We start from the raw sequence: 20,693 nt of genomic DNA, 5'->3' as shown, positions 1-20,693 counted from the left end.
GCCTGTGTTTGTACATATTTAGGTACAGAGTATTATACCGATTGGTATTAGACATTGATAATCAGTTACTAAGGGATATTATTTGCACCGCAAAATACGGCATTTTGTGGTGCAACTCAATGAGTGGATTCTATCGCTTTAGGTACTTTTGATAAAGCTGTTGTTGCCGATTATTTAGATCCACCTCTCTTCCGTCTATATAGACCTTTTCAATCTTGGTCATCATAGGATCCAATATATCACCGCCCGATATCACTAAGTTTGCAGCGTAGCCCGGTGCTAAGGCTCCCATAGACTCGGCGCCGAGTATCTTGGCAGCATCGAGTGTGATGCTTTGTAGAGCATCCTCTTTACTTAAGCCATAGGCAACGGTTTGTCCTGCTGCAAGCGGTAGGTTTCGGCTGTTCCAGTCTGAAGTAAAGCCCAGAGCGAAGGGGATATTAGCCTGTTTGAGCAGCGCAGGGATCTTAAAGCTCATCTCTAGTGGCTCATCTTTTCTCATTGGAAGGCTTAAGGTTTTTGTATAGATAACCTTAGCTTCTATCTCATTGAGTAACTCACCGAGGCGCCATGCATCATACCCACCGACGATCACCAACTTAAAACCATACTGTTTGGCTAAAGAGACCGCTTCCTCAATCTGTTTTTGCCTGTTGGCATGGACAAATAGCTGAGCATCGCCTCTGTATAGTGGTAGCATCGACTGCCAGCGAATATCTTGTTTTGACAGCTTTTTAGCCTTGCTGGCAAGGGAGTAACGATAGCCCTCCTCAAAGATGGTAGCCAGTTGCTTAAGGTCTTTGCGATGCTGTTTAAGTTGTTTTTCACGCTTCTTTTCATCTTGAGGAAGCGCTCCCTGTTTAGGCCAGTAGAGATGAAATCCCATTGTCGATGGCACGAGGGCATCTTCTATTGTCCAGCTGTCCATAGACACCAGTGCCGATTGGCCTGCTAATCGCTCTCCTTGAGGAACCACCTGAGCATGGGTAATGCCATTGACCCTAACGGTTGGTATTATCTCTGAGTCTGGATTAAAGGCCGTGATAGCCTCCAGTTGAGGGTTGCTTAAGCCGATGTCGTAACTGTCATTACTGGGACGCATCATCTCCACTTCAACTAAGCCCATGCTAGTGTCTAATGCGATTAGGCCGGGATAGATATGTTTGTTGCTGGCGTCGAATATCTGTGCTTCTGGTGCGCTGATTTCGGGGCCTATCGCTTTAATGACCCCATCTTGGATAAGTAGGTTAGTATTGTGCTTAACGCCATCAATGACCGTATGTACAGTGGCGTTTTTAAATATAATACTGCTACTTTGCGCCGTGGCGGGCACCATATCGTGTGCAAAAGCAGTGCTGGAGAGAGCTGAGCAAACTAGAACCGACAGAGTTAGAGTGCTAGATGAAACTTGGTTAAGAACAGTTATCTTTTTCATTATATAGCTCCTCCCTGACGCCATACATCATAATGGGTATCACAGTGCCACTCAGGCTCATCAATCTCATCAATCACTTCACCGGGAGGAAGTGACTTATCACTGTTTTGCTCCGCGAGTATTTTTTGAATTAATGCGGCTCTCTCAACACTGACTTTCTGCTGCATCTCTCTATCGGTTTTACGGTCAAAATAGCGTTTACCTTCAATCCAGGCCGCCTGGACTTGAGCATAAACAGAGAGGGGAGAGTGATCCCATAACACTATGTCAGCCTGCTTTCCTTCAGTGATTGAACCTAAGTATTCATCGACTCCCAGTTGGATGGCGGGATTTATTGTGATCATGTTCCAAGCGTCTTCTGGCGACATGTCGCAATACATGATGGACTTTGCCGCTTCTTGATTTAGGCGTCTTTGCATCTCAAAGTCATCTGAGTTGATGCTAGTTAATACCCCTTTATTTTGCATCAAACAGGTGTTTTGCGGGATGGCATCATAGACCTCGAACTTGTAAGCCCACCAGTCTGAAAAGGTTGAAGCTGATGCACCGTGAGCGGCCATCTCATCGGCGACTTTATAGCCTTCAAGAATATGAGTGAAAGTGCCAACCTTAAATTGGTATGCTTCAGCGAGGCGTAAAAACATCAAGATCTCAGATTGAACGTATGAGTGAATATGTACATCTCGCTCTTGTGCTAATACTTCGGCTATCGCCTCTAAGCGGTAATTAGGTTGCGGGGCGACTCGGCGACGCTTTTCACTTCCTCTAAGGTCTTGGTAGTTGTCCAGTGCACTTTGGTAAGCCTGAGCTTCATTAAAGGCCTCATTAAAGAGAGATTTAACGCCCATTCTGCTTTGCGGGAAACGCCTAGTAAATTTATCGCCCCAATTACTCTGTTTGACGTTTTCACCGAGAGCAAACTTGATGCTGGGTTTAGCTTGTTGATACTTAAGCGATGATGCGCTTTCTCCCCATTTCATCTGAATAACTTGAGCTTGTCCGCCAATTGGGTTGGCGCTGCCATGAAGGATCTGGGCGGTTGTGACACCACCAGAAAGGGCGCGGTAGATACCAATATCGTCCGGATTAATGATGTCACCCACTCTGACCTCTGAGGTGATCGCGTCGGTGCCCTCATTGATGCCGCCATTGATTGCGATATGAGAGTGCTCATCGACGATACCCGCTGTAAGGTGTTTACCTGTGGCATCAATAAAGGTGTAGCCCGAAGGCGTTGAAAGATTTTGTCCAATACGCTTAATCTCTCCTCGTGAGACGATAAGATCGCTATTGCTTAGGACTCCCTGTTTATCCGATGTCCATATGGTGGCATTACTGATATGCAGATTTTCTGCTTGGGCAGCTATCTCTTTGCCATAAGCGACATTAGGGGAGGTAAGTGTCGAGATATAGTTTGGGGCTTGCTCAGTTGTTGCTTGGTCTGCTGATGAGAGGTTATCGGTGGTGATACCCGCCAGTGAGGTGACTGCGCCCTGTTTATCTAGCATGCGACCGTGCACTCCCTGTTTATCAAACCATAAGGTAAAGCGATTAATTCCATCAAAACCAGCAGGCGTCATATCGGCACTGAAGGTTAATCTGCGATCTTGATAGTCTAGGTTTGAAAGCGGCAGTTGCTGTTCACCACTTGAGAGAGCGCCGCTTAAGTTCTCTTGACTCGTATTGTCGAGTTCAAGGTCTAAGGTTAATGCGCCAATTTGCAGTTGAATGTTTTGATTTAACAGCGAGGTGTTGCGGTTAATCAGCTGGGTCTCTTCGCCCTGTAACCAGACACTGTGGATCTCCCCATCTTGGAATATGTTACCTTTAGCGATGACAAGATCGGCCATAAAACCTGGTTTAAGCCGGCCACTTATCTCATCTATTCCTGCTATTGCAGCGGCATCAGTGGTGAGTGCTGCTAAGGCTGCTTCTTCAGTGAGACCATAATTTATCGCTTGCCTTAATCTAGGCCAAAACCTCTCAGGTTTGATGCCGTGTTGAGTCAGGGCAAATGGGATCTCTGCATCTGATACGACTTTGAGATTCCCAGGAGCTCGTTCCCAGTGACGCATTGTGGCTAAACTGACCTCTCTTTCATTGTCACTATCACCGACTTTCGGTGCTTCGGGAAAATTTAATGGCAGAATTAATTCAAATGGGAAGGTTTTTAATTCATCTATGCGAGCATATTCTTTGCCATTTCCAAGTAAACTGGCATCTAATTTATGTTCTTTGATTAATTTTGCAGCCCTGAGTTGGTTATTCAAGTTGCGAGTATCAAATAGAAGTGGGTCGTTTTCAATTGTTCCTAAACCAGCTAATGCAGCATTAAATTCAACTAAAGTGTTTTGAGTTTTAGCGAAAGATTTATGTTTATTCTCTTTATACCATTTTGCATCGGAGAGAGTTTGTCGGATAAGGGCGATGCTTCCCATTAATGAGGAGGGGTAATCTTGAGGTGAACTGCCTTTATCGAATGCTACAAAATGGTTTGCTCTAGCATGATATATAATATCGTTAGCGCGTTTATCAGCCAATGACAAAGTGACTCCACGGCCCCTAAATATCCCATCTAGGTTACTTGACTGAACACTGGTAAAGCCATTATTTACCCAATCAAGGGCTTTCTCATTGTTGGGATAAACAAAGTTAAACCACTCTTTTTCTGAATGAATAGCACCATTTTCAGCATTTCCTCCAATACGTTTTATTTCATAAATTGGGGGAGATGTCTCAATTTTAGGATATTTAAAATCGATGGCGTAGTTGGTAAATGGATCGATAAAGCCTGGATAAATAGTGTAACCACTCAAATCGATAACAAAGGCATGTTGAGGAACTTTATTATCTTTTATAATCTCAATGATTTTATTATTCTTGATTACCAGAGTGGCATTTTCAAGCACCTCTCCAGGCTCAATCATTAAATTAGCATGAGTTAAAGCTGTTAGTTTTGGAGTATTATCAGTAAGTTGGTCATTTGCACTGCTGTTTTTTATGTAAGAAAAAGTCAATGCAGTAATTATTGTTATGCTTGTTATTTTGTTATGCATTTATAGGGAGACAATATACTGTTCAGGTCGTAAATAGAGGTTATCTTAAAGTTAATGTGAACATCAAATGGAAAATGTTTCATTTGATTACTATTTAGATATCTTTCAGCTACAAAAAAACCGGCCTTAGCCGGTTTTTAATTAGCATATAAAGCTAATACTAGTTAGATTAGGAAGTCGTCCATGCTGCGACCTTTATCTAACTCGTTTTTAAATACTGTTGGCATACGTCCCTGGCCAGTCCATGTGATGGTTTCACCATTCACATCAACAATAGTATATTTAGGCGGACGTGGAGCACGCTTTTTAGGTGCAGCCTTTACTGCTGTAGCACCTAGATCATCAACAGATAAGCCAACTGCTTCCATCTGCTTACGGATCTCATCAATTTTAGCATTACGCTCAGCCATCGCTGCTGTTTCAGCTTCAGCTTGAGAAATTCTTTCAGAGATAATCTTTTCAAGCTTACCAGCTAATTCATTTAAATCATCGATAGATAATTCTTTTACTGCCGCTTTAAAACGACGGCCGTGAGTTAGTATTTCAAGAAAATCGCTCATAATAATATTGGTCCAATTAATTTGAGTTGAGGTAAAAATATATATTCGATAGCTAATAATAGGAATTTATACAACAAGTATCAAATAAAATTTTATATTAATTTGTGAATATACTCATATATGCCATAAATATGTATTTTTCTTTATTAAGATGAAAAAAAATGTGATTTAGGCTGCTTGTATCTAAAATAATACAAACGGGCGTTTGAAACTGTGTTGACGTTAACGTTAACAGCACGTAAAGTGAGCCTATCTAGATATAGGTGGTTGCCTATATTCAACTCCGCTAAAATAAGACGTAAGAAGGAAGCCCTATGAAAGTATTGGTGCCTGTTAAGCGCGTCGTCGATGCAAACGTAAAAGTCAGGGTAAATGCTGACAATACTGGCGTTGATACCGCAAACTTGAAGATGGCGATTAACCCTTTTTGTGAGATCGCAGTAGAGGAAGCTGTTCGTTTAAAAGAGGCTGGAACTGCATCTGAGATAGTTGTGGTGACTGTGGGGCCAAAAGCTGCACAAGAGCAACTAAGAACGGCTATGGCATTAGGCGCTGATCGTGGTATTCATATTGAAACCGATGAAGAGCTGGTACCACTCTCTATCGCTAAGCTGCTGCTTAGTGTTCAGGAAAAAGAGCAAGCAGAGCTCATTCTACTTGGGAAGCAATCCATTGACGGTGATAACAACCAAACTGGACAGATGCTAGCGGCACTGGCAAAGATGCCACAGGCAACTTTTGCATCGGAAGTTAAGCTGGAGGGAGAGTCGTTGTCTGTGACTCGTGAGATTGATGGCGGTTTGCAAACTGTCACTATGCCACTTCCTGCTGTTGTAACCGTTGACTTACGTCTGAATGAGCCACGCTATGCCAAGCTACCTAACATCATGAAGGCTAAACGTAAGCCACTTGAGACTGTCTCTATTGATGACTTGGGCGTTAGCTTAAAGTCACATCAAAAAACCTTGAAAGTATCACCTCCTTCAGAGCGCCAAGCGGGTGTTATGGTCTCCTCTGTTGCTGAGCTGGTTGAAAAGTTGAAAAATGAAGCGAAGGTGATCTAATGGCAATTTTAGTATTAGCAGAACATGATAATGCCAGTTTAAAGCTGGATACAGCCAAAGTGGTTGCCTGTGCTAGCGCGATTGGTGGCGACATTGATATCTTAGTCGCAGGTCACGAATGTGGTGCTGTGGTTGAAGCGGCGCAGAAGCTTTCTGGCGTCAGACAGGTACTGGTTGCAGATAATGGCGCATATACCCACAGCTTGGCTGAGAACATCGCTGAGTTGATTGTGGACATCGCCTCAGATTATGAGCATATCCTTGCTGCAGCATCTAGCCATGGTAAAGATGCCTTCCCTCGTGTTTCAGCCTTGCTGGATGTGGCTCAGCTCTCTGAAGTTGTTGAGGTTGTAAGCTCTGATACTTTCGTGCGTCCTGTTTATGCTGGTAGCGCATTGGCTACGGTTCAGAGCTTGGATGATAAGAAGGTGATGACAGTCCGTACTAGTGCTTTTGATGCTGTAGGGACTGAAGGAGCCGCAGGCGCGGTTGCAATCGATAAAGTATTTGACTCACTTTCACAGTTTGTTTCTCAAACATTAACTGAGTCTGAGCGTCCTGAACTTGGCGCAGCTTCAGTTGTTGTATCTGGTGGACGTGGAATGGGAAGTGGTGAGAACTTCGCTATCTTAGAGCAGCTTGCCGACAAACTTGGCGGCGCTCTTGGTGCTTCTCGCGCTGCTGTGGATGCCGGCTTTGTACCAAACGACCTTCAAGTTGGTCAAACGGGTAAGATAGTTGCGCCAGATCTCTATATTGCCGTGGGTATCTCCGGGGCAATTCAACATCTGGCCGGAATGAAAGACTCTAAGGTCATTGTGGCGATTAACAAAGATCCAGAGGCTCCTATTTTCCAAATTGCTGACTATGGGCTTGAAGCCGATCTATTTGAGGTCGTTCCTCAGTTAATCGAGTCAGTTTAAATCTTCATCAGTTGTAGCTTTGGTGTGATTTAAAAGTAAAATCGGTTTTAATTTGCATTATATTAATGTGATGTTGGTCACGATAAGCGGCTTTGGGGTAGAATCCCTAAAGCCGCTTATGTTTTTATGAGCTTCACGTTTTTTGAAGACACTTCAAATGACGTCCTGAGAAGTAGAGGTGCATTAAATATTAGTAGTGATAATCAGGGTGATTCCGCTTATCTATCATGAAAGGATTTAATGCCGAAGTAGTAATACATATCACGGTTTACTGCTGGGGCTGCAATCGAATAGGTGCAGCACTGCCATAGTATTTCTTATCCGGAAGATAAGAAGATTTTATACCTTTTAATCAATGGTATTACTATGGAGCGCTACTGATAGGACAGGTGCATCCGATCGGTATATATTCAAGCGTAGACTTGAGTGTATATCTCATATCCCACCAGTTCAGTCGCCCTCCATTCGTACTTAAACGAAGATAATAATTAATGACAACTTTAAGTTACGCCGATTCGGCGCTTTCATTGCTACCTCCTGTGGTTGCGATTCTGCTGGCAATTGTGACTCGTCGCGTCTTGCTCTCTTTGGGTGTAGGGATATTGCTCGGAGCTGTGCTGATTTCAGACTTTTCTGTTAGCGGCTCTGGCCAATATTTGGCTCAACAGGTAACAGGTCTGTTTTGGGATGATGGCAGCCTCAATAGCTGGAACCTCTATCTGTTAGGCTTTCTGATCCTATTGGGCATGATCACCGCACTTATCACAGTCAGTGGTGCGGCTAAGGCATTTGCCGATTGGGCAAGAACCAAAATTCGTAATAAACGCGATGCAAAGCTTCTCACCATGTTCTTAGGTTGTGTTGTCTTTATCGATGATTACTTCAATAGCTTGGTCGTAGGCAGTGTCGCAAGACCTCTAACCGACAGATATTATATCTCACGCAGTAAGCTGGCTTATTTGCTGGACTCAACTGCGGCGCCCATCTGTGTGATCTCTCCTGTTTCAAGCTGGGGAGCATACATTATCGCGTTGATTGGTGGCATTTTGACTGCCCATGGCTTTGCCGATTCTGGTCACCTTAGTGTGTTTGTACAGATGATCCCGATGAACTTCTATGCTGTCTTTGCTCTGTTGCTGCTTCTTTGTGTGGCCTTTATGGGGCTAGATGTTGGCCCAATGCGTCAGCATGAGTTGAATGCGCAAAAAGGCAATCTCTATGATGAGTCAAAAGGTTTACCTCCTGGGGCCAATTCAGATCTGCCTGAAGCTGACAATGGCAAAATTTTAGGCTTATTCCTGCCTATCACAGTGCTGGTGGTGGCGACGTTCTACTTTATGGTCAGCAGCGGCAGTGATGCGCTGAGTGCTAAAGGTCTTGAGTTTAGTATCTTAGGTGCATTTGAAAATACTGAGGTTGCTTCCTCACTCTTCTTTGGTGCCATTATCGGTCTTGCTTCAACACTTATATTAGTGGTTAGCCAAGGTCTAGACCGTTCATACATGTTTAAAGGTTTAGTGACCGGTGCTCGCTCTATGCTGCCGGCTATCTATATCTTGTTGTTCGCTTGGACAATTGCGGGTGTGATTGGCCAGATGGAAACGGGCAAGTATATGGCAAGCCTCGCGACTGGTAATATTCCATTTGCGCTGCTTCCTGCTGTGCTGTTTATATTGGCAGGCTTTACTGCATTCTCTACGGGAACCAGTTGGGGAACCTTCGGGATCATGCTACCAATCGCGGCCGATATGGCGATGGGCACTCACACTAACATGATGTTACCTATGTTGGCATCTGTACTTGCTGGTGCGGTATTTGGCGATCACTGTTCACCGATATCGGATACGACAATTTTGTCCTCTACAGGGGCAAACTGTCACCATATGGATCATGTGATGACTCAGTTGCCTTATGCCCTAATCGTGGCGGTGATCAGCTTGGTTGGTTACACGGTATTGGGATTCACTGAGTCTATATTGGCTGGGTTTATCACCTGTAGTGTGCTGTTTGTACTTACTGTGATAGGACTTAAAATTAAAGTGAATCGCAGAGTTGTTCCAAGCTAAAATAAGTATTAAGACAAAAGCCGCTCAATGAGCGGCTTTTTCATTTCAAGCTGATATCAATTATTCAGTAAACTGGTAAACTAGCGGGCACTATCAAATTAAGGAATATCGGTTTGGCGCAACTTTATTTTTACTATTCGGCCATGAATGCGGGTAAGTCGACCTCTCTACTGCAATCATCCTATAACTACCGTGAACGCGGCATGAATACCTTAGTGATGACAGCATCTATCGATGACAGGTATGGCGTTGGGAAAGTCGCGTCGAGAATAGGTATTGAAACCGATGCACAGGTATTTGGTAGCGATGATAATCTTGCGGCCATGATTGGTAGCGCGCACCAAGAAAAACAGTTGCACTGTATTTTGATTGATGAATCTCAGTTTTTGAGTAAAGAGCAGGTTAAGCAGCTTACCCACGTGGTGGATAATTTGGATATTCCAGTGCTCTGTTACGGCCTAAAAACAGACTTTCAAGGTGAGTTATTTAGCGGTAGTCAGTACTTGTTAGCGTGGGCTGATAAATTGGTTGAGCTTAAAACCATCTGTCACTGTGGTCGTAAAGCAAATATGGTACTCAGATTGGATGGAAGTGGTAAGCCTATGCGTGACGGTGAGCAGGTTGCCATCGGTGGTAATGAGAGTTATGAGTCCGTGTGCCGTAAACATTTTCGCGAGTTCTTGTGGGATTAAGGTGTGGGATTAAGCTCTTAGGCTCGTTTTAGTTTAAGCGTAAACAATTTAAAGTTACACATAATAGAGCATTGAGATGTTGTTATCTCAGTGCTTTTTTATGTGGTTAATTCAGTTGAGATATAAGATCTCTTACCGAGTTTCGTGTGCTATCTATCGCCTCAATGACGTTTTGGGCACTCTCCTCTGATTGTGCAAGCTCTTGCCAGTTTTCCTGCCAACGCTGTTTGAGTGCATTGGCCGAAAGGTTCACTTCTGGTTCGGCTATCATGCTTAAATCGGCAATTAAATTCACCTTTATCCAGCCCTTTCTGGGGTTGCCTTCAAATTTGTCTTGATCATAGTGGGCTGCATAAACAATGCCTTCAAGTTCAGATAGCTGTAACAACAACTCGAAGCTTGCTGAGCGCATATTACTATTATATTCAGTGATCTCCATACGCCAGACATTATAACTAAACCCAATTAAGGCAAATATCATACTGAAGAGGGCAGTTATCTGAAAAACGGTGATGGGTTGATCACCCTTGATACTGAATCTCATTGGCGCTCCTCTGGTTTATTTACCAATCTCTGTTTTGGAGTCGTTAACTATTAATTATCCTAGACCGTGTTAATTGAATAATAAACTCAACTTTTTCGGTCTATTTTTATTATTAAGGGATTTTTTCTTAAAAATGAAGAGTAGGGAAGATAAGAATGAGATTATTGAAAAGTGTATTACTGTTTATTTTGTTCGCTGGAAGTCTACAAGCGGCTGAAGTATTAAATGTTGCGCCAAATTTCAATTTAGCCGATCCACAGGGCAAGATGCACACCTTGGCAGAGTACAAGGGCAAGCCGATGATAATACACTTCTGGGCGACCTGGTGTCCCTATTGTAAGAAGCTGCAGCCAGGACTTGAATCATTAAGAAATGAGTACGCTAACACAGATCTGCAGATATTAGGCATTAGCTTTAATGAAGATGAGGGAGCGATGCCCGCAGAGACCCTTAAAAAGCGAGGTATACATTTTCCAACGCTCATTAATGGCGAGAGTGCTGCTAAAAGCTACGGCGTCCCTGGGACCCCAACCACAGTATTTATCAACCGAGGCGGAGAGATAGTTTGGGTCACCAATATTTCAGATCCTAATGACCCCAACCTTAATGCCGCCACTGAGTTTATCCTCAAAAATTAGCAGTTGTCGGTAAGGGCTAGGTAGAGGTTATCTGATATTGAATTGCTATTTTCAATGTGGCATTTGAAGGTGCCGGCTTTTATTTCTGATACTTTATTTTTAAATTTCATGGGGATAATAGAGAACTTACTGCCTGAATCAAAAATAAACTCATCCTCAGATAAACCCATTACTGCGCGGTAATTCTCTTCAATGATAGGGAAACCGCCGCTTGCTAGTGGGTAGCCCTTAAGCACATATAAGCGAGTGCCTGAGACATTGACAAAATAGTGACCAATATTGATATCCCAATTTGGATGTCCGTTGCAATCACCACTGCAGTCATCATTATCTGCAATGCCAATAATTTGAGTTTGAGAGTGTACCAGTTTATTGACCGACGCGATTGCCCCTGCAACACCTTGTAAGCTAGATGCTTGAGCTTCACTTGAGAGGGAAAGGAGTTTTGGCGTTGCAATCACACTTAACACTCCTAGAATGATGATGACAATGACTAACTCGATTAAGGTAAAACCTTGCTGCTTTTTATTTGATTTCACAATCTACATATATTGGTCACAAATGATGCGCGCACGGTACCTTTGGTAAGCTGATGAAACAAGCCGACTTGAGTAAAGTGAGAGCTGTGCAGTGGTTCTTTCTTACTTATGTTGCTCAGGTTGTGCGCTTGTTTTAATTGGGTATCTTTCTTGTTTTATCTTTGGAGTGTCGATTGGCGTAAGTAAAAACGCCCATCAGCATTAGCTAATGGGCGTTTGATATTTTGTCAGCCTGTAATACCGATTGGTATAAAATATGACTGGTTAAAAGCGCATCTCTGGCACATTGTCAGGAACAATCAGTTTACCAGCGGTCTTTGCAACGATCTCTTCAACTGTAACGCCTGGAGCACGTTCTAGCAGATGAAACGCGCCATCTTTTATCTCCATAAAGGCTAGGTCTGTCAGTACACGCTTAATGCAACCAAAGCCGGTTAATGGCAGTTCACACTTTGGCAGTAGCTTAGAGTTACCGCGCTTGTCTGCATGCATCATGGTGACGATAATATTATCTGCGCCAGCCACGAGATCCATTGCGCCGCCCATGCCTTTAATCAGTTTGCCTGGGATCATCCAAGAGGCGATAGAGCCTTGTTCATCGACTTCAAATGCCCCCAGAACGGTCAGATCCACATGGCCGCCACGGATCATGGCGAAGCTTTCCGCCGATGAGAAAAATGACGCACCGTCAACGGCGGTAACAGTTTGCTTGCCGGCATTGATTAGGTCTGCATCTATGGTCTCCTCGGTTGGGAACTCTCCCATGCCGAGTAGGCCATTTTCTGATTGCAGCATCACGTCCATGCCGTCGGGAATATAGTTTGCGACTAAGGTTGGAATACCTATGCCGAGGTTAACGTAGTAACCATCTTTAAGCTCCTGGGCCACACGCTGCGCGAGTTGTTCTCTTGATAGTGCCATGGTGTTGCCCTCCTTATGCTGATGCTTTTACTGTGCGCTGTTCGATACGTTTTTCAAACGTCCCTTGGATCACGCGGTTTACGTAGATACCAGGTGTATGAATATGATCTGGATCTAGCTCGCCAGGCTCAACAATATGCTCAGCTTCCACCACAGTGATCTTGCCAGCAGTTGCCATCATAGGGTTAAAGTTGGCGGCGGTTTTGCGGAACACTAAATTGCCCATAGTATCGGCTTTCCAAGCGCGAACTAAGGCAAAATCAGCGGTTAATGATGGCTCAAGGACATAGTGACGACCACCAATCTCGCGAGTCTCCTTACCGTCAGCAACGGGGGTGCCGTAGCCGGTAGCGGTAAAGAAAGCGGGAATACCTGCGCCACCAGCTCGAATTTTCTCAGCAAGTGTCCCCTGAGGTGTAAGTATGACGTTTAGCTCGCCTGAGAGCATCTGCTGCTCAAAGGTGGCGTTTTCACCGACATAGGAGGCGATCATGGTATCTATTTGATGGGTTTTAAGCAGCAAGCCTAAACCAAAATCATCGACGCCTGCATTATTTGAGATGGCAGTCAGTCCTGTGGCTCCGGTTTTTACCATTTGAGCAATTAAACCTTCAGGAATACCACAAAGGCCGAAACCTCCCACCATCACTGTCATATCATTACTTAGACCTGCGAGGGCTTCTTCATAACTTGCTACGACTTTATTGAGTCCTGCCATTATTCTTATCTCCATCCACAATAATCATTTATGTGATCATTTCTGTATTCGTTTGGTATTAAGCGCTAGCTAATTTTTACCCGCTGATGGCTCTTGCTACTTTCGAGCCCGTGCTTTTACCTAATGCTTGGCTTATTGTATTGCCCGCTTTTGCCAGCAATGGAAGATCTATGCCTGTTTCGATATCTAATCCATGGAGCATATAGACAAGATCTTCAGTTGCTAAATTGCCCGATGCTCCTTTGGCGTAGGGGCAGCCGCCAAGGCCTGCAACCGATGAATCGATCACGCTTACCCCTGTTTCTAAGCAGGCTAAGATATTTGCGAGTGCTTGGCCGTAGGTATCATGAAAATGCAGTGCCAGCTTATCAACCGGGACTTTCTGGCTGACTGCTTCAACCATTCTACGGGCATTGGCTGGTGTGCCAACACCTATAGTGTCACCAAGGGATATTTCATAACAGCCCATCTTGTAAAGGATCTCAGACACTCGTGCCACTTCACTGATGGCAATATCACCTTCGTAAGGGCAACCTAGCACGCAAGAGACATATCCTCGTACTGGGATATTCGCGGCAATAGCCCGCTCCATTACAGGGGCGAAGCGCTCAATAGACTCCTCTATTGAGCAGTTGATATTGCGCTGACTAAAGCTCTGGGATGCAGCGCCAAAGATGGCAACTTCATCAGCGCCAGCGTCAAGTGCAAGTTCCAGCCCCTTTAAGTTAGGTGTGAGCGCGCTGTAGGTGACGCCATCTTGGCGACTAATATTGCGCAGAACATCGCCAGAGTCGGCCATCTGCGGCACCCATTTGGGGGATACAAAGCTGGCAGCTTCTATTCGCTTAACACCTGCTCGGCCTAAAGCTTCAACTAAGGCAATTTTATCTTGGGTGGTGACTGGCAGCTCGTTTTGTAGACCATCACGGGCGCCCACCTCAAAAATGCTAACCTTGTTAGGGATCATCTTTATCCCTCTTCTTTATTAGCAGGCTCAACATCGACGAGCAGAGCACCGTCTGATACTAATTCACCTATGTCGAAGTAGAACGCACTGACTACGCCGTCAAATGGGGACTCAATCGTATATTCCATCTTCATGGCTTCCATCACCATTAAGCCTTGTCCTGCGGTCACTGTGTCGCCAGCATTCACTAGATGGGTGACCACTGTGCCATTCATCGGCGCTTTAAGCTTATCGGCAAGGCACTCCTGCTCCTCAGTTAGCTCAGTTTGGATCGCACGGAAATGGTAACTACTAGAGTTAATGAAAAGGGTAAAGTCATCATCGACCTGACTCACTGGCACCTTGAATTTGTGTGCTTGGTTTTTATCTGTCAGTGGATCACGGTTTTTATCTGCTTGGCTCAGTGAGATCTCTGCATGGAGCAGTTCACCGTGCAGTTCACCATTGAGCACATAGAGGTTGTCCCCTTGCTGCATCTGGAAGATAGATTTGCCGCCAACAGAGGTTTCAATAAGCTCGAGATGTTGCAGCTCATGATTATCATCGAGCAGAGAGACCTGATGCTGACTGGCGCTGTTGAGTCTAAAGCCGCTGACTGTCCCCCAAGGTGAGTATGGGTCATTGCTGTTAATGGCACAGGCTTTTGCTGCCACTTTTCGGGCACAGACTTGATACAGAGCGGCTAGCGCCAATGCTGTTTGTTCATCCTTGCTGGCACTGCCACTTAGGCCACGTCCGATAAGGCCATCACCGTAACGGTCGATAAAGTCTGTGCTGAAGTTAGCATCACGAAATGCTTGATGCTCGGCGATATTAGCAAGAAACTCTATATTATGTTTTAGGCCACTTATCTGATAAGACTCTAATGAGTGCACCAGACGTTGCAGTGCTCTTGGGCGGGATTCATCCCAAACAATCAGCTTGGAGATCATGGGATCGTAAAAGTTACTGATCACATCATTTTCACGGATCCCAGAGTCGATACGTACAAATTTGCTTTGCTCTGGTTCGCGCAGGAAGTTGAGTTTACCACTGGCAGGAAGAAACTCATTTTGCGGGTCTTCTGCATAAATACGCACCTCAAAAGAGTGGCCATGTATTCTGACTTCATCTTGGGCTAATGGCAGTGGATGACCACTGGCAACCATCAGCTGCCACTTGACGAGATCTTGGCCTGTCACTAGCTCTGTCACAGGGTGCTCAACCTGCAGACGGGTGTTCATCTCCATAAAGTAGAAGCTGTTGTCAGTATCAAGCAAAAATTCAACTGTGCCTGCACCTTGATAGTCGATGGCTTTTGCCGCTGCTACGGCCGCTTCACCCATCTTGACTCTTAACTCATCACTTAATCCTGGCGCCGGTGCTTCCTCAACAACTTTTTGGTGGCGTCGCTGGATAGAGCAGTCTCTGTCTGAAAGGTAGATACAGTTGCCATGATTATCGGCAAAGACCTGCACTTCGACGTGGCGAGGCTGGCGAAGGTAACGCTCCATCAGTAGTTTGTCGTTGCCAAAGGAGGAGATAGCTTCACGACGAGCCGAGTGGATGGCGTCAAGTACTTCAGCTTCGTTTTCAACGATACGCATCCCTTTACCGCCGCCGCCAAAGGCTGCTTTGATAAGGAGTGGGAAGCCCATCTTGTTCGCTTCGCTAACTAATAACGTATCCTCTTGCTTATCACCGTGATAACCGGGAACTAGTGGTACCTTGGCGGCGCCCATGATCTCTTTGGCTGCACTCTTGCTGCCCATAGAGTCGATAGCCGCAGCGCTTGGTCCAACAAAAGCGATATTAGATTGCTCACATAAACGCGCAAAATCGGCATTCTCTGATAGGAAGCCGTAGCCTGGGTGGATAGCTTGTGCACCAGACTTTTTGGCTATTTCGACGATAAGCTCGCCTTTGAGATAGGAGTCTGCCGGTGCACTGCCGCCAAGATAGAAAGACTCATCGGCCATTGCTACATGACGTGCATCAATATCCGCATCAGAGTAGAGGGCGACGGTACGGATCCCCATGGTTTTGGCGGTTTTTATGATGCGACAGGCTATTTCGCCTCGGTTAGCTATTAACAGCTTCTTAATCAGCAAGGTTTTGCCTGTGTTATTATTTTTTGACGTATGGGCAACCATGTTATTGAGCTCCTTGGGCCGTGTCAGAGTCTAGTTTCCAGTTAGGGCTACGTTTTTCGAAGAAGGCATTGAGTCCCTCTTGGCCTTCATCTGACACGCGAATACGAGCAATGCGCTCGCTGGTATAATCTAATGTGTTTTGATCTATCACGCCGTTTTCAAGGGTTGAGAGTAAGGTTTTTACCCAAGCCATGCCTTGAGGGCTATTGGCAAGCAGTGCGTCGATAATAGGTTTGGCGTGTGCATCAAGGTCATCATCTATCTCATGAACCACATTGAGAGACTGCGCGGTTTGCACGTTAAAGCGCTCCGCGGTGAGCATATAGCGACGAGCGGCTCGTTGTCCCATAGCGCGAGTGACGTAGGGGCTAATGACAGCGGGAATTAATCCCAATTTGACTTCGCTTAAGCAGAAGCTAGCACGGGCATTGGCGATGGCAATATCGCAGCAGCAGATAAGCCCTAAAGCGCCGCCAAAGGCTGCGCCTTGAACCAATGCGATAGTTGGTTTAGGAAACTTATCTAGCATCGACATCAGTTTTGCCAGTTCGTTTGCATCGGCCAAGTTCTGCTCAAAATCCATCTTTGCCTGATTACGCATCCAGTTGAGATCGGCGCCTGCACTAAAGTTCTTGCCGTTTGCTTTAAGGATTAGCACTTGGCAGTTGCTGTTGTTAGCAAAATGCTCAAGAGATTGGATCATCTCGTTGATCATCACCTCATCAAAAGCATTATGTTTGTCTGCTCGGTCGAGGATCAGTTCTCCCACCCCATTTTCCAGGGTGCAGTTTACGAAATTTAACCTGTTTGAAAATTCACTTGTCATGGCTTGGTTATCCATTGTCTATTAGCCCGATTATCTTGCCCAGTTCCTAACTTAACGCTTACCTAGAGGTTAAATTACATACGGAACACACCAAACTTTGTGTCCTCTATCGGTGCGTTAAGGGCCGCCGATAAGGCTAAGCCAACCACATCTCGGGTTTGAGCTGGGTCAATAATGCCATCATCCCAGAGGCGGGCACTGGCATGATAAGGGTGACCCTCTTTATCATACTGCTCGACTATCGGTGCGCGGAACTTTTGCTCATCAGTATCGGACCATTCGACCCCTTTACGGGCAAGACCATCACGGCGAACGGTGGCTAATACCCCTGCGGCTTGTTCGCCACCCATCACTGAGATACGGGCATTTGGCCACATCCACATCATGGTTGGCTCGAATGCTCGACCGCACATTCCATAGTTACCTGCGCCATAACTGCCACCGATAATCACGGTAAATTTAGGCACGTTCGCACAGGAAACAGCAGTGACCATCTTGGCTCCATGTTTTGCGATCCCTTCATGCTCATATTTCTTCCCCACCATAAAGCCGGTGATGTTTTGCAAGAAGAGGAGGGGGATTTTTCGCTGACAACAGAGCTCGATAAAGTGCGCCCCTTTCTGAGCGGACTCAGAGAAGAGAATACCGTTATTGGCAACAATACCCACAGGGTAGCCATGAATGCGGGCAAAGCCACAGACTAAGGTTGGGCCGTAGCCTGCTTTAAACTCATCAAAATCTGAGTCATCAACCACACGCGCTATCACCTCTTTAACATCGTATGGTTTTTTAAGATCTGTCCCTACGATGCCGTAAAGCTCGTTAATATCGAATTTTGGCGGTTTAACAGGGCTAAGCTCAGACTCTATGGTTTTTTGATTGTTCAGACGCGTAACCGCTTTGCGTGCCAGCTCTAGTGCATGCTCATCGCTTTGGGCCATATGATCGGCCACGCCAGATATCTTAGTGTGTACTTCTGCGCCGCCAAGCTCCTCTGCGGTGACCTCCTCTCCGGTGGCCGCTTTTACCAGCGGTGGACCTGCGAGGAAGATAGTGCCTTGCTCTTTAACGATAATCGACTCATCAGCCATGGCTGGCACATAAGCGCCGCCTGCGGTACAAAGACCCATCACTACCGCAATCTGCGGGATCCCTTTGGCTGACATCTGTGCTTGGTTATAGAAGATGCGCCCGAAATGATCTCTGTCTGGAAACACTTCATCTTGGCGTGGCAGGTTAGCGCCGCCTGAGTCAACAAGGTAGATACAGGGAAGGTGACAACGACTGGCAATATCCTGAGCTCGAAGATGTTTTTTTACTGTGACTGGATAGTAAGTACCGCCTTTGACGGTGGCATCATTGGCGATGATCATACATTCGACGCCGCTGACACGACCAACTCCAGCAATAATCCCCGCTGCTGGGACAACATCTTCGTAGAGTTCATAGGCTGCAAACTGTGACAGCTCGAGGAATGGGGAGCCGGGATCGAGTAACTTTTCTACACGTTGTCTCGGAAGTAGCTTTCCTCGTGATAGATGACGCTCGCGGGCAACATCACCGCCACCCTGTTCAATGACATTGAGTTTTTGTTGTAGATCATGGACTAAGTTAGCCATGTCATCATGTTTGGTCTTGAATTCATCACTGCGCGGGTTAATACGACTACTGAGTTGAGTCACGGTTTCAATCCTTTTGATGCTACTAAATAGATATTCATGTTCTTAGATTAGGCAGTTGAACTTAGAGAGTAGTGAACTAACTGCCTAATTTAGGATTATTTAGATTCGTTAAACAGCTCACGACCTATCAACATACGGCGGATCTCTGAGGTGCCTGCGCCAATTTCATAGAGCTTGGCATCACGTAGGAGTCGGCCTGTTGCATATTCGTTGACGTAACCGTTGCCGCCTAGAAGCTGAATCGCATCCAGTGCCATTTTAGTTGCTAGCTCAGCTGAATATAGGATGGCTCCTGCAGCATCTTTACGTGTGGTTTCGCCGCGATCGCAAGATTTTGCCACGTTGTAGATATAGGATTTAGCGGCATTCATGCCTGTGTACATATCGGCAAGTTTGCCCTGAACCAGTTGGAACTGGCCGATGGACTTACCAAACTGCTCACGCTCATGGATGTAAGGAACGACGATATCCATACAAGCGGTCATGATCCCTAGTGGGCCACCTGAGAGAACGACGCGCTCGTAATCTAGGCCACTCATTAACACTTTAACGCCGTTATTGAGTCCACCAAGAATATTCTCTTCAGGGACTTCACAATCTTCAAATACGAGTTCACAAGTATTGGATCCACGCATGCCCAGTTTGTCGAGCTTCTGCGCCGTGCTGAAACCTTTTGAATCACGGTCAACGATAAAAGCGGTAATGCCGTGGGCACCCTTATCCAGATCGGTTTTGGCGTAGATAACATAGGTGTTGGCATCTGGACCGTTGGTGATCCACATCTTATTACCATTAAGGATATAGCGGTCACCCTCTTTACGGGCATGGAGCTTCATGGAGACCACATCTGAACCTGCGTTAGGTTCACTCATGGCCAGTGCGCCAATATGCTCTCCACTAACAAGCTTTGGTAGATATTTTGCTTTTTGCTCGGCATTACCGTTGCGGTTTATTTGGTTAACACACAAGTTTGAGTGAGCACCGTAACTGAGCCCGATAGAGGCCGATGCACGGGAGATCTCTTCCATGGCAACGACGTGGGCTAGGTAGCCCATATCGGCTCCGCCATACTCTTCAGAAACGGTAACACCTAGTAGACCCATATCGCCAAGTACTGGCCATAGCTCGTTGGGGAAAGCGTTATCTCGGTCGGTTTTTTCAGCTATCGGGGCAATTTCATTGGCGGCGAAGCTTTGTACTGCATCGCGGAGCATATCGACATCTTCGCCCAGGCCAAAGTTGAGAGATGAGTAGAGTTGAGTCATTGCTTGTGTCCTATCAAATTGATTCAGAGATCGATTTTTATAATTATTTTTTATGGATGTTTTGCTTAATCGTTTATTTACTCGCTACTGTTCTCCAGCGCTGCTCGACACTGCTGCTCTGCGGAGTTGAGCTCCATGAGAACCACCTTGATGTCATCCATCTGCTGTTGCAGAGAAGTTTTCTTCTCCTCAACCAGTTCAAGCATAGTATGCAGCTGTGAAACACTGTTTTTATCGGCATCGTAAAGCTCAAATAAGCGACGGGTTTCTGCGAGCGAGAACCCAAGGCGTTTGCCACGCAGGATAAGCTTGAGACGTACTCTGTCTTTTAAGTTATAGATGCGAGTTTGACCACGACGCTTAGGCTTTAGCAGGCCCTGATCTTCATAGAAACGAATACTCCGAGTGGTAATATCAAACTCTTTGGAGAGGTCGCTAATTGAGTAAGTTGTTTGTGTGATCTGTTTATCACTCATTAAAAAAAACACCATAAAATTTAACTTTCCATGAACGATATATGAAGTTTACGTAAAGGTAAAGCTGAGGGCTTGGTTGAGAACCGATTTTATTCCGTTCTCTATGAGGTTTTTGGCAAGTAAGTTTTCCAGTTAATGCTCTTTGCTTAAGTTCTATCTAGCTCTAATCCCAAGGTCTAATGGGAATGC

The 20,693-nt window shown here is 45.5% G+C and carries 18 protein-coding genes and 1 riboswitch; of the genes, 5 read left to right on the top strand and 13 right to left on the bottom strand.

Features of this window, described 5'->3' with window-relative positions; all coding sequences use genetic code 11:
* Nucleotides 1-130 precede the first annotated feature (130 nt).
* The 3 genes from K0625_RS02040 to K0625_RS02030 form a co-directional block, all read right to left on the bottom strand.
* A complete protein-coding gene (locus tag K0625_RS02040) occupies nucleotides 131-1,435 on the bottom strand; it encodes an amidohydrolase family protein (protein WP_220108128.1) in 1,305 nt (434 codons plus the stop codon).
* Nucleotides 1,435-4,491, bottom strand: a complete 3,057-nt coding sequence (locus K0625_RS02035) for an amidohydrolase family protein (protein WP_220108127.1) — start codon at nucleotides 4,489-4,491, stop codon at nucleotides 1,435-1,437. Before K0625_RS02035 ends, K0625_RS02040 begins: the two co-directional genes overlap by 1 nt.
* 164 nt (nucleotides 4,492-4,655) lie before the next feature.
* Complete coding sequence (locus K0625_RS02030) at nucleotides 4,656-5,051, bottom strand: H-NS histone family protein (protein ID WP_220108126.1); 396 nt, start codon at nucleotides 5,049-5,051, stop codon at nucleotides 4,656-4,658.
* Between the two features lie 314 nt (nucleotides 5,052-5,365).
* Between K0625_RS02030 and K0625_RS02025 the strand changes: the two genes are divergently transcribed.
* The 4 genes from K0625_RS02025 (at nucleotide 5,366) to K0625_RS02010 (ending at nucleotide 9,796) form a co-directional block, all read left to right on the top strand.
* Entirely contained in the window at nucleotides 5,366-6,115 is a 750-nt protein-coding gene (locus K0625_RS02025) for an electron transfer flavoprotein subunit beta/FixA family protein (RefSeq protein WP_220108125.1), read from the top strand.
* The gene (locus K0625_RS02020) at nucleotides 6,115-7,038 is read left to right on the top strand and encodes an electron transfer flavoprotein subunit alpha/FixB family protein (RefSeq protein ID WP_220108124.1); all 924 of its coding nucleotides are present in this window, start codon (nucleotides 6,115-6,117) and stop codon (nucleotides 7,036-7,038) included. Before K0625_RS02025 ends, K0625_RS02020 begins: the two co-directional genes overlap by 1 nt.
* A 165-nt stretch (nucleotides 7,039-7,203) precedes the next feature.
* A riboswitch (Lysine riboswitch) is annotated at nucleotides 7,204-7,423 on the top strand.
* A gap of 106 nt (nucleotides 7,424-7,529) precedes the next feature.
* Nucleotides 7,530-9,104 (top strand): Na+/H+ antiporter NhaC family protein, encoded by a 1,575-nt coding sequence (locus K0625_RS02015; RefSeq protein WP_220108123.1) that lies wholly within the window; start codon nucleotides 7,530-7,532, stop codon nucleotides 9,102-9,104.
* Between the two features lie 113 nt (nucleotides 9,105-9,217).
* Complete coding sequence (locus tag K0625_RS02010; protein ID WP_065188627.1) at nucleotides 9,218-9,796, top strand: thymidine kinase; 579 nt, start codon at nucleotides 9,218-9,220, stop codon at nucleotides 9,794-9,796.
* A gap of 106 nt (nucleotides 9,797-9,902) precedes the next feature.
* Here the strand turns inward: K0625_RS02010 and K0625_RS02005 are convergent, their stop codons facing one another.
* Entirely contained in the window at nucleotides 9,903-10,340 is a 438-nt protein-coding gene (locus K0625_RS02005; protein WP_220108122.1) for a hypothetical protein, read from the bottom strand.
* A 155-nt stretch (nucleotides 10,341-10,495) separates the two neighbouring features.
* On the opposite strand from K0625_RS02005, the gene K0625_RS02000 reads away from it, so the two are divergent.
* Complete coding sequence (locus K0625_RS02000) at nucleotides 10,496-10,978, top strand: peroxiredoxin family protein (RefSeq protein WP_065188625.1); 483 nt, start codon at nucleotides 10,496-10,498, stop codon at nucleotides 10,976-10,978.
* On the opposite strand, the gene K0625_RS01995 is transcribed toward K0625_RS02000, so the two are convergent.
* The 9 genes from K0625_RS01995 to K0625_RS01955 all read right to left on the bottom strand — a co-directional run bounded on the left by K0625_RS01995 (nucleotide 10,975) and on the right by K0625_RS01955 (nucleotide 20,504).
* Complete coding sequence (locus tag K0625_RS01995; RefSeq protein WP_220108121.1) at nucleotides 10,975-11,517, bottom strand: prepilin-type N-terminal cleavage/methylation domain-containing protein; 543 nt, start codon at nucleotides 11,515-11,517, stop codon at nucleotides 10,975-10,977. The two genes, K0625_RS02000 and K0625_RS01995, sit on opposite strands and share 4 nt — an antisense overlap.
* Before the next feature lie 264 nt (nucleotides 11,518-11,781).
* Entirely contained in the window at nucleotides 11,782-12,438 is a 657-nt protein-coding gene (locus tag K0625_RS01990; protein ID WP_220108120.1) for a CoA transferase subunit B, read from the bottom strand.
* A gap of 13 nt (nucleotides 12,439-12,451) precedes the next feature.
* Nucleotides 12,452-13,156 carry a CoA transferase subunit A gene (locus K0625_RS01985; RefSeq protein ID WP_220108119.1) on the bottom strand — a complete coding sequence of 235 codons (705 nt, stop codon included), beginning with the start codon at nucleotides 13,154-13,156 and terminating at the stop codon, nucleotides 12,452-12,454.
* 76 nt (nucleotides 13,157-13,232) lie between these two features.
* A complete protein-coding gene (locus tag K0625_RS01980) occupies nucleotides 13,233-14,123 on the bottom strand; it encodes a hydroxymethylglutaryl-CoA lyase (protein ID WP_220108118.1) in 891 nt (296 codons plus the stop codon).
* A gap of 2 nt (nucleotides 14,124-14,125) precedes the next feature.
* A complete protein-coding gene (locus K0625_RS01975) occupies nucleotides 14,126-16,255 on the bottom strand; it encodes an acetyl/propionyl/methylcrotonyl-CoA carboxylase subunit alpha (RefSeq protein WP_220108117.1) in 2,130 nt (709 codons plus the stop codon).
* A 1-nt stretch (nucleotide 16,256) separates the two neighbouring features.
* Nucleotides 16,257-17,096 (bottom strand): enoyl-CoA hydratase-related protein, encoded by an 840-nt coding sequence (locus K0625_RS01970; RefSeq protein WP_181950462.1) that lies wholly within the window; start codon nucleotides 17,094-17,096, stop codon nucleotides 16,257-16,259.
* Nucleotides 17,097-17,155: 59 nt separating this feature from the next.
* Nucleotides 17,156-18,763 carry a carboxyl transferase domain-containing protein gene (locus K0625_RS01965; protein WP_220108116.1) on the bottom strand — a complete coding sequence of 536 codons (1,608 nt, stop codon included), beginning with the start codon at nucleotides 18,761-18,763 and terminating at the stop codon, nucleotides 17,156-17,158.
* A 95-nt stretch (nucleotides 18,764-18,858) separates the two neighbouring features.
* A complete protein-coding gene (locus tag K0625_RS01960) occupies nucleotides 18,859-20,028 on the bottom strand; it encodes an isovaleryl-CoA dehydrogenase (protein WP_220108115.1) in 1,170 nt (389 codons plus the stop codon).
* Nucleotides 20,029-20,105: 77 nt separating this feature from the next.
* Nucleotides 20,106-20,504: a MerR family transcriptional regulator gene (locus K0625_RS01955; protein ID WP_012325828.1), complete on the bottom strand. Its 399-nt coding sequence runs from the start codon at nucleotides 20,502-20,504 to the stop codon at nucleotides 20,106-20,108.
* Nucleotides 20,505-20,693 lie beyond the last annotated feature (189 nt).

The organism is Shewanella nanhaiensis (assembly GCF_019457885.1).
Taxonomy (GTDB): Bacteria; Pseudomonadota; Gammaproteobacteria; order Enterobacterales; family Shewanellaceae; genus Shewanella; species Shewanella nanhaiensis.
The sequence above is the reverse complement of the archived record's forward strand: the minus strand, read 5'-3'. Positions and strand labels throughout refer to the sequence as shown.